Origin of the sequence: Microbacterium sp. NPDC056057, from assembly GCF_042266945.1 — a bacterium.
Taxonomy (GTDB): Bacteria; Actinomycetota; Actinomycetes; order Actinomycetales; family Microbacteriaceae; genus Microbacterium; species Microbacterium trichothecenolyticum_C.
The window spans coordinates 212,213-220,677 of the sequence record NZ_JBHJWS010000005.1 but is presented as its reverse complement, the minus strand read 5'-3'; the positions used below and the strand labels follow the sequence as shown (position 1 = coordinate 220,677).

Genomic DNA, 8,465 nt, shown 5'->3' with positions numbered 1-8,465 from the left:
CGCCTGCTGGACCGCATCCAGCCGAAACCGCAACGCCAACTCCGTCACAACACTCTCCACTCAGCAAGTGTTGCGACCACCGCAAGAACCCAAGGACCGCCTTGCGCGCCGCCGCTCACTGGCGACAGCGTCTGCGCACGCGGCCTGGTGCGCGCAGGCCGTCGTCGACGAGGAGACGCGTGACGAAGGCCGCCATGATCTTCGACCTCGACTGACCGTCGTCGTCATGACGAGAGCGCTGTGATCGCTTCCATCACGACGATCGCTGCGTGCTCTGGCGTCGTCGTGATGACGCACTGATGTGCCAGCGACGCCTCCCAGTCACGCTCGCTTGGCACTTCGGTGAAGGAGATTCTCGAGAGGGTCGTGTGTTGGCCGTAGCGGCAATAGAGCGCCGCGGCAGCCTCGTTGATCCAGCCCCTCTCGGCCAGAGCCCATAAGTCGTACAGGTCGCGTGGTTCGTGCCGGCCTTCCCAGGCGGTGAGCTTGGACGCGACGAACGCCGGCGGAGTGAGCACCTGGAGTCTCGCGGGCGGGGCGTCGCTGTACCGCTGTTCGAGGTCGACGAGCTGCCGCGGCCACGGCGGGTACCCCTCCGAGGTCAGCAGCTGCACGCGGATGCGCGTGCCCTTGACCTCAAGGATCGACGGCTGCGAGTGCGGCGCTTCACCGAGGGGCGGGATGAACGCCACAGCGCCCAGGGTGCGCCGGAACCGGCGCTGGATCTCCGCCTGGATCCGAGCGCCAACTTCACGCCGGTTGCCGAGCGCGATCAGGTCGATGTCCTCAGACAGCCGCAGCCCCGGCAGCAGCGTTCGAGAGAGCGCCGTCCCTCCGAAGAAGACGACGTCGCCCTGCGCGGCCGTTGCGATCGCGGCCAGCCCATGCGAGATGACGTGGTCGCGGACGACCTGCCGCGCGCCGACGCCGAACTGCTCCTCGACCGCGCGGCGCTCCTGCGGGTCGAGAACGCCGGGGATCGTCCGGTCAGGCAACGAAGCGTCCATTCCTGAGGTCGCGGACCATGTCTCGCACGGCGTCGTTAGCCCGGCCGTGCCACTCGCAGATCTCTGCGAGATCATCGCCGCTTACCTGCCCGCGGAAATTCCGCGCGGCATCACGAGCCGCATCCGGCAGCTTGCCCTGGTTCGGCCTCATGAGTAGGTCGTACATCGTCTGACGCGGCGTGGTGACCAGGCCCTCGCCGAGCTCGGTGTCCTCGAGCTGCGCCTCCATGCGGTCGAGGTCGCGAGGGATCATGTGCACGGTGCCTCCGCCGTCGAGCCTCACCGGCTGTCGGAGTTCGGGCACCGCAACCGTCGTGACCGCGATCGCGCGTGGGATCGCCGTCCAGTGGCGCGCAGCGCCGATGCCCATGAGGATAGCGTTGCGCTCTCCGAACCGAGCGGTTGCGACCGCCAGGCCAGCCGCCTCGATTGTCGGCTTCCAGGTGCGACCGTCCTCACCGGCCGGCGGCACCGTGTATACGCCCTTGGCGATCCGGGCGACCGCTCCCTGCTCGGCGAGCCGGTTGAGGGCGCGCCAGACGTTGCTGCCGAGCTCCTCGAGTTGCGCATAGCGCGCCGTCCGCAGCGGAGCGCGCTCCATTCGGCGGAGCAGTTCGACGTCGGTCAGCATTCCACCACCTACTTTGTTTATCCCAGTATACGCAGGCTGTATACCTGGATAAAGTAAGTCACCAAATTGTCGGTGCAGCGCTAACGCTGGGGTGAGTAGATAGCGCGGTACGCCTCCACGGTCTTTCCGTCGTGGGAGGTGGCCGGTTACCGCGACCCGCAACGTGCGCTGAGGCCATGTCAAACCGCCGACAGCAGGCGACGTCTACATCATTCCCGCTCGGCACCCGAAGCGGAGGCGGCGAGCCACTCCTCTAGTTCGTCGAGCGCGTAGACGACCTTGCGGCCGAGCTTGTAGTACTTGGGGCCCTTGTGCTCGTAGCGCCACATCGCGAGCGTGCCCTTGGTCACGCCTGGCAGCAGCGCCGCGACCTGGTCCGGGCTCAGCAGCTCGTGGCTGAGCTTGGCCGAGTCGTCGCCGGCAAGAGTCGTCATGATTCACCCCACTTGCGTAATGCAGAACTTGTTTAACATTAGTACACGCCTAAGCGAGACTGCTCGTCAAGAGGAACTGTGAAATAGCGCACCAAACATGCAAGATGGTGGGGTGGTGACGAAGGTGACGACGCTCGGTGGCTCCAAAATGACCGAAGCCGCGATGACTGAACGGATCGGTGACTCGTTGCGGATCGCTCCCGCCTTCGTCGCCTCAGCGGTCAACGACGAGACCGGCATCGAGACGGCGCTCGAGGCCTACTACCGACGTGATGAGGGTCGCTATGTCGTGACGACCATCGTCAACAAGGCGGTGCGGAACGACTTCGACCGCGAGGCACTGCGGCGCGCCGCGGTCTCGCCGATCCTGCAGACAGCGGTGCCCTGGTGCATGGCGATAGACCTCGAGCAGTGGGTGACCGTGGGTGATCTCACGGAAGGTGAGGGGCGCATCATCCCGGACTACATGGCGCGAGAGGTCATCAAGCGCGGAGCGGGAGACACGCGGATGGAAGTGATCCAGATCATCTACGGTGCCGCGGCCCTCGCCGGTCTCCCGCCGGTCAAGGCGGTCCAACACGAACTCCAGGTGCCACACCGCACCGCATCGGACTGGATCATGAAGGCGCGTAAGGGCGGCTGGCTCGAGGGCTTGAACTACGCGGTCGGCCGGCAGGCCGAGAGTTGATGGTGCGCGATGGGCAGCGTCCACCCGTACGAGACCGCGAGCGGCGCTAAGCGCTACCGCATCTCATACCGGCGTCCGGACCACTCGCAGACCTCGGAGCGAGGCTTCAAGACCAAGCGGGACGCCGAGCTGCGGCTCGCGGAACTGGAACTCTCCAAGTCTCGCGGTGAGTACGTCAACCCGACGCACGCTCGCGTCACGGTCCGCGACCTCGGTCGCGAGTGGCTGGAGCAGAGAGAGGGCGTGCTGAAGCCGTCGTCGGTGAGACCGTTGCAGTCGGCGTGGAAGAAACATGTTGAGCCGCAATGGGGGAGCAGGACGCTCGCCAGCATTCGGCACTCGGAAGTGCAGGCCTGGGTGTCGAGCATCGCCGGGGGGTCCACGACCGTCCGGCGCGCACACGGAATCCTCGCCGGCATCCTCGACGCTGCCGTCAGCGACCGGCGAATCGGCCGTAACGTCGCTCGCGACGTCAAGCTGCCGTCGAAGTCCCGCTCCGCCGCTCGGCACTATTTGACTCATCAGCAAGTGCAGCTGCTGGCTGACAAGGCTCGATACTCGACACTCGTGCTCTTCCTCGCCTACACGGGTCTGCGATGGGGTGAGGCGACCGCCCTGCGGATCCGCCATCTTGATCCGGCTCGGCGCCGGGTGAAGGTCGAGGAGAACGCCGTGCTCGTCTCCTTCGAGGTGCACGTCGGTACGCCGAAGACGCATCGTTCGCGGTCGGTCCCTTATCCGGAGTTCTTGGTGTCGCTGCTTGACGCATCAGCCGCTGGCAAGGCAACAGAGGAGCTCCTATTCGGCGATGGGCATCGGCACGTCAAACTGCCGGCCTCCCGGAATGGCTGGTTCACGCAAGCCGTACGCGCAGCGCAGGCCGAGGACCCGACGTTCCCCCGCATCACGCCGCACGATCTCCGTCACACCGCTGCGTCGCTTGCCGTCAGCAGCGGTGCGCATGTGAAGGCGGTTCAGCGGATGCTCGGACACGCGTCGGCTGCGATGACGCTCGACGTCTATGCGGACCTCTTCGACGACGATCTGGACGCCGTTGCGGCTGCTCTCGATCGCGCCAAGCGCGCCACAGATGTTGTCAAAGTGTTGTCACGAGAAAGGGATCGAGAGTCCTGATGACTCTCGATCCCTTGTCCCGACTGGTGCCCCCGACAGGAATCGAACCTGCGACCTTTGGTACCGGAAACCAACGCTCTATCCCCTGAGCTACGGAGGCGTGCCGATCGAGACTACCATCCAGGTGCCTGTGGCCCTGCCACCTCAGGGTGCCGGGGGAGTGTCGTCGAGCGGTGCGTCGGCGACGATCGCGGGCTGCTGCTCCATGCGTTCGATCGCCGTCGCGACGCGGTCGGCGAGGTAGGCGTGGCCGCCGGTCGAGGGGTGGTCGCGCCCGATGGGGCCGGTGTCGATGACGTCGAGGTAGTTCGCGTCGGTGATCCAGTTCTCGCGGATGGGGGAGATGTACCACCAGCCGCGTGCGCCCGCGAGCTCGGCCAGGTCGGCGTCGATCCTGCGCGTGGCGTCCTGCACGGGCAGCACCTGCGGCGACGGGCCGAGGATCACGATCTCGGCGTCGGGGTAGCGGGTCTCGAGGGCATCCCACGCGGCGGTGACGGCATCCCGGTATCCGGCCGGATAGAGCTTGCGGTCGTTGATCGACCCCTCGACGAGGATCACGTCGGGATCGAGCGCCGGATCCAGGGTGGCGATGCGCTCGCCGTAGGCGGGGCCGTCGAGGCCCGGCTTGAGGTAGCCGCTGCCGCGCACGCCGTCCACGACGGTCTCGACGCCGAGCTCGTCGGCGAGGAGGTACGCGAAGCCGAGCGTCGGCACGGTCGCGGCCGAGCCGTAGACCCACGAGTCCCCGAAGACGAGTACGCGCGCGTCCTCTTCCAGCACCAGGGGAGCGGGAGGGACGGATGCTGCGACCGCCGGTTCGCCCTGGGCAACTGCCGCCGGTGCCACCGGTTCGGGTGCGCCCCACGGACGCAGAACGGCCACCGCGCACACCGCGGCGACGGCCAGTGTGGCGCCCACCAGGGGCAGCCACAGCTTCCGGGCTCGGGTACCGCCGGGCGCGTGCATAGAGAGAGGGTAAGTCATGCATCGACGAGGTCTTCCCACGAGCCGTGAACTGGGGAAAAGAGGGGCCCGATCCTGAGGGTGGGAACCGCTTCCAGAACACTCGCAGCAAGACGTTGTCAACCCCGCACGATCAAGCCCTCGCGGCGTGCGAGGATACTTCGGTGCAACGCGTCGTGACCGCTGAGATGGACCTCGAATTGGGGGCATCCGTCGACCTCATCTTCCAGATCGCAGCCGCTCAGGCGGTGCCGATCTCGAGTGAGCATCTGACGTTCACCCAGGGCGATCGCGTGTACACCCCGACCGAGATCGTCGACCAGTCCGGAAGCAGGCTGCACCGCCTCACGGGCGAGCCCGGGCACCTCGAGATCCGCTACGAGGCGACCGTCGACGGACAGGCCGCAAGCAACCGAACGAGCGATCTCGAAGCCATCACCTACCTGCGCCCGAGCCGGTACGCGCAGTCCGACGAGGTGTTCCAGCAGGCCCGCCGCCAGTTCAAGGGGCTCTCGGGCCACGACCTCATCGCGGCGGTGTCGGAGTTCGTGTCGACGAGCACCACATACACGCCGGGTCTCAGCCAGGGCACCGACAGCGCGGTCACGACCCTCATGACCGGCCAGGGCGTCTGTCGCGACTACGCGCACGTCGTCATCGCCCTCCTGCGCGCGATGGACATGCCGGCCCGCTACGCCGCGTGCTTCGCGCCGGGGCTGCGCCCGATGGACTTCCACGCCGTGGCCGAGGCGTACCTCGACGGCGCCTGGTACGTCATCGACGCGACGCGTCTCGCGAACCGCAACTCGCTGGTGCGCATCGCGACGGGTCGCGACGCCGCGGACTGCGCGTTCCTCAGTTACCACGGCGGCTACGTCGGCCTCAAGCGCCTGCGCGTCGACGCGTGGGTGGTCCCTGAGGCGGCGACCCTCGACGGACTGGACACCCTGCCCGAAGTGCTGCCCGAGGCATCCGATCCCGCCGCCGACGACTTCGGCGCGCTGGTGCAGATCTCCTGACCTCGCGCAGGGGCGGAGCGGGCCGCGCCCGTAGACTTGACGGGCTATGAATCCCGAAGCCCTCTCCGCCGCCCTGCTCGCCGTCGTCGCCCCGCTCGCGGAGGCGCGACGACCCGGTGCGGCCGAAGGGCTCACGGTCGCCGATCTGCCGCTCGAGCGGCCGAAGAACCGCGACCACGGCGACTGGGCCTCGAACGCGGCGCTCAAGCTCGCGAAGGCCGTCGGCGCGAACCCCCGCGAGTTCGCCGCCGAGATCGCGGCCGGTCTCGCGCAGGTGGACGGCATCGCGGACGTCGAGATCGCCGGACCCGGCTTCATCAACATCCGACTGGATGCCGCAGCCGCCGGTGCGCTCGCGAAGACCATCGTCGACGCGGGCGCGGCGTTCGGAACGAACGAGTCGCAGCGCGGCAACACGATCAACCTCGAGTTCGTCAGTGCGAACCCGACGGGGCCGATGCACATCGGCCACACCCGCTGGGCCGCCCTCGGCGACTCGATGGCGCGGCTGCTGCTCGCGAGCGGTGCGACGCTCGTCCGCGAGTTCTACGTCAACGACGCCGGCGCGCAGATGGACCGGTTCGGCCGTTCCGTGCTCGCCGCCGCCAACGGCGAGCCGACCCCCGAGGACGGCTACCCGGGTTCGTACATCGACGACCTCGCGCAGCGGGTCCTTTCGGCGGTGCCCGAGCTGCCGACGCTGCCGGAGGACGAGCAGCTGCGCGTCGCGCGCGACCGCGCCTACGAGCTCCAGCTCGGCGACCTGCAGTCGTCGCTCGAGAAGTTCAACGTGCACTTCGACGTCTTCTTCAGCGAGCGCACGCTCCACGCGAAGGGGTCGGACGGCGAGCCGAGCCTCGTGGACGAAGCCGTCGACCGCCTGCGCGAGCAGGGCCACGTGTTCGACGACGAGGGCGCCGTGTGGGTGCGCACCACGGACTTCGGCGACGACAAGGATCGCGTCATCCGTCGCTCGAACGGCGAGTACACCTACTTCGCGGCCGACGCGGCGTACTACCTCAACAAGGGCGACCGCGGCTTCGCGCACAAGATCTACCTGCTCGGCGCCGACCACCACGGTTACGTGCACCGCCTCAAGGCGCTCGCCGGTGCGGCCGGCGACGACCCCGAGAAGGACATCGAGGTGCTCATCGGGCAGCTCGTGTCGGTCAACGGCGCACGGCTCTCGAAGCGCGCGGGCAACATCATCGAGCTCGACGATCTGCGGGACTGGATCGGCACCGACGCCCTGCGCTATTCGCTCGCGCGCTACCCCGCGGACTCGCCGCTCACGCTCGACCCCGAGATCCTGCGCAAGCGCACCAACGACAACCCCGTCTTCTACGTGCAGTACGCCCACGCGCGCACGCACAACGTGGCGCGCAACGCCCACGGCTCGGGCGTCGACCGCTCCGAGTTCGCCCCCGAGCTGCTGACCCACGAGACCGAGTCGGCCCTCCTCGGCGCGCTTCAGGAGTTCCCGCGCATCGTCGCGTTCGCCGCCGAGGTGCGCGAGCCGCACCGCGTCGCGCGGTACCTCGAGGAGCTCGCGGGGCTCTACCACCGCTGGTACGACAACTGCCGCGTGATCCCGCTGGGCGACGAGCCCGTCGAGTCGGTGCACCGCACCCGTCTGTGGCTCAACGACGCCACCGGCCAGGTGCTGCGCAACGGGCTCGATCTCCTGGGTGTCACCGCACCGGAACGGATGTAGCAATGGCCAGAGGCGACACGCAGGCGACCGAACCGATCCCCGACGGGACGCTGTCCACGGCACCGGCGCAGCCGCGTCGCGTGTGGCCGTGGATCGTGGCGTTCGCAATCGTCGCTGTGCTCGCCGTGGCCGCGTGGTTCGCCGCCGAGGCGATCGCCCGGCAGATCGTGACCGGCGTCGTCCGCGACCAGGTGCGCACCCAGCTGTCGCTGCCCGCCGACCACCCGGTCGACGTCGACGTCGCCGGCGCCGTCATCCCGCAGCTCATCTCCGGCTCCATCGACGACCTCACGATCGCCTCCGACGATGTCACGCTCGGCGGTGTCACCGGCGATGTGACCGTGACGGCGCACGATGTCGCCGTGCGCGGCACCGGAGAGATGAGCGGCGCCACGGCGACCGTCTCGCTCGACGAGTCGCAGTTGCGCACGCTGCTCGCGACGGTCGAGGGCTTCCCGGCCGACACCGTGGGTCTTGCCGCGCCGAACGTGACGATGTCGATCGACCTGCAGCTGTTCGGTGTGTCCATCCCGGTCGGCGTCGCGCTGGCGCCGTCCGCGGCGGACGGCGCCATCGTCCTGTCGCCCGCGGCGTTCCGCCTCGGCGAGTCGGAGGTGACCGCCGATGCCCTGCGCAGCCAGTTCGGGGGTCTCGCCGACATCGTCCTGCGCGAGTGGAACGTGTGCATCGCGCAGTACCTGCCATCCGGAGTGACCCTCACCTCGGTCGAGGTGACCGGCGACGTGCTCGTCGCCGACTTCGACGTCGACGGGGCCATCGCCACCGATCCGGCGCTGCAGGAGAACGGCACCTGCGCCTGAGCCGCCGCCGAGCGTCACACGGCGCGGGGCCCCGGAGCCGTGTGCCCTAGA

General features: G+C 68.3%; 10 protein-coding genes and 1 tRNA gene. 6 read left to right on the top strand and 5 right to left on the bottom strand.

Annotated features, from left to right (window positions below):
- The coding region (locus ACFC1K_RS19715) for a hypothetical protein (protein ID WP_375872903.1) at positions 1–244 on the top strand (244 nt) is incomplete at its 5' end.
- On the opposite strand, the gene ACFC1K_RS19710 is transcribed toward ACFC1K_RS19715, so the two are convergent.
- The 3 genes from ACFC1K_RS19710 to ACFC1K_RS19700 form a co-directional block, all read right to left on the bottom strand.
- The gene (locus ACFC1K_RS19710; RefSeq protein WP_375872902.1) at positions 225–995 is read right to left on the bottom strand and encodes a nucleotidyl transferase AbiEii/AbiGii toxin family protein; all 771 of its coding nucleotides are present in this window, start codon (positions 993–995) and stop codon (positions 225–227) included. The genes ACFC1K_RS19715 and ACFC1K_RS19710 overlap by 20 nt on opposite strands.
- Positions 988–1,638, bottom strand: a complete 651-nt coding sequence (locus ACFC1K_RS19705; protein ID WP_375872901.1) for a type IV toxin-antitoxin system AbiEi family antitoxin domain-containing protein — start codon at positions 1,636–1,638, stop codon at positions 988–990. Before ACFC1K_RS19705 ends, ACFC1K_RS19710 begins: the two co-directional genes overlap by 8 nt.
- A gap of 209 nt (positions 1,639–1,847) precedes the next feature.
- Positions 1,848–2,072 carry a helix-turn-helix transcriptional regulator gene (locus ACFC1K_RS19700; RefSeq protein ID WP_375872900.1) on the bottom strand — a complete coding sequence of 75 codons (225 nt, stop codon included), beginning with the start codon at positions 2,070–2,072 and terminating at the stop codon, positions 1,848–1,850.
- A gap of 115 nt (positions 2,073–2,187) precedes the next feature.
- On the opposite strand from ACFC1K_RS19700, the gene ACFC1K_RS19695 reads away from it, so the two are divergent.
- Together ACFC1K_RS19695 and ACFC1K_RS19690 are read left to right on the top strand one after the other, a co-directional pair.
- A complete protein-coding gene (locus ACFC1K_RS19695) occupies positions 2,188–2,760 on the top strand; it encodes a hypothetical protein (RefSeq protein ID WP_375872899.1) in 573 nt (190 codons plus the stop codon).
- A 9-nt stretch (positions 2,761–2,769) separates the two neighbouring features.
- Entirely contained in the window at positions 2,770–3,894 is a 1,125-nt protein-coding gene (locus ACFC1K_RS19690) for a tyrosine-type recombinase/integrase (RefSeq protein WP_375872898.1), read from the top strand.
- Between the two features lie 24 nt (positions 3,895–3,918).
- Here ACFC1K_RS19690 and ACFC1K_RS19685 read toward each other — a convergent pair.
- Positions 3,919–3,994 (bottom strand) — tRNA-Arg (locus ACFC1K_RS19685).
- A 44-nt stretch (positions 3,995–4,038) separates the two neighbouring features.
- On the bottom strand, positions 4,039–4,863 hold the full coding sequence (locus tag ACFC1K_RS19680) for an SGNH/GDSL hydrolase family protein (RefSeq protein ID WP_375872897.1): 825 nt from the start codon (positions 4,861–4,863) through the stop codon (positions 4,039–4,041).
- A gap of 161 nt (positions 4,864–5,024) precedes the next feature.
- Between ACFC1K_RS19680 and ACFC1K_RS19675 the strand changes: the two genes are divergently transcribed.
- Genes ACFC1K_RS19675 through ACFC1K_RS19665 form a run of 3 tightly spaced genes read left to right on the top strand, consistent with a single transcriptional unit; the run spans position 5,025 to position 8,414 of the window.
- On the top strand, positions 5,025–5,879 hold the full coding sequence (locus ACFC1K_RS19675) for a transglutaminase family protein (RefSeq protein ID WP_045297506.1): 855 nt from the start codon (positions 5,025–5,027) through the stop codon (positions 5,877–5,879).
- A 46-nt stretch (positions 5,880–5,925) separates the two neighbouring features.
- Positions 5,926–7,593, top strand: coding sequence for an arginine--tRNA ligase (gene argS, locus ACFC1K_RS19670; RefSeq protein ID WP_375872896.1), 1,668 nt, complete (start codon positions 5,926–5,928; stop codon positions 7,591–7,593).
- Positions 7,594–7,595: 2 nt separating this feature from the next.
- Complete coding sequence (locus ACFC1K_RS19665; protein ID WP_375872895.1) at positions 7,596–8,414, top strand: DUF2993 domain-containing protein; 819 nt, start codon at positions 7,596–7,598, stop codon at positions 8,412–8,414.
- Positions 8,415–8,465 lie beyond the last annotated feature (51 nt).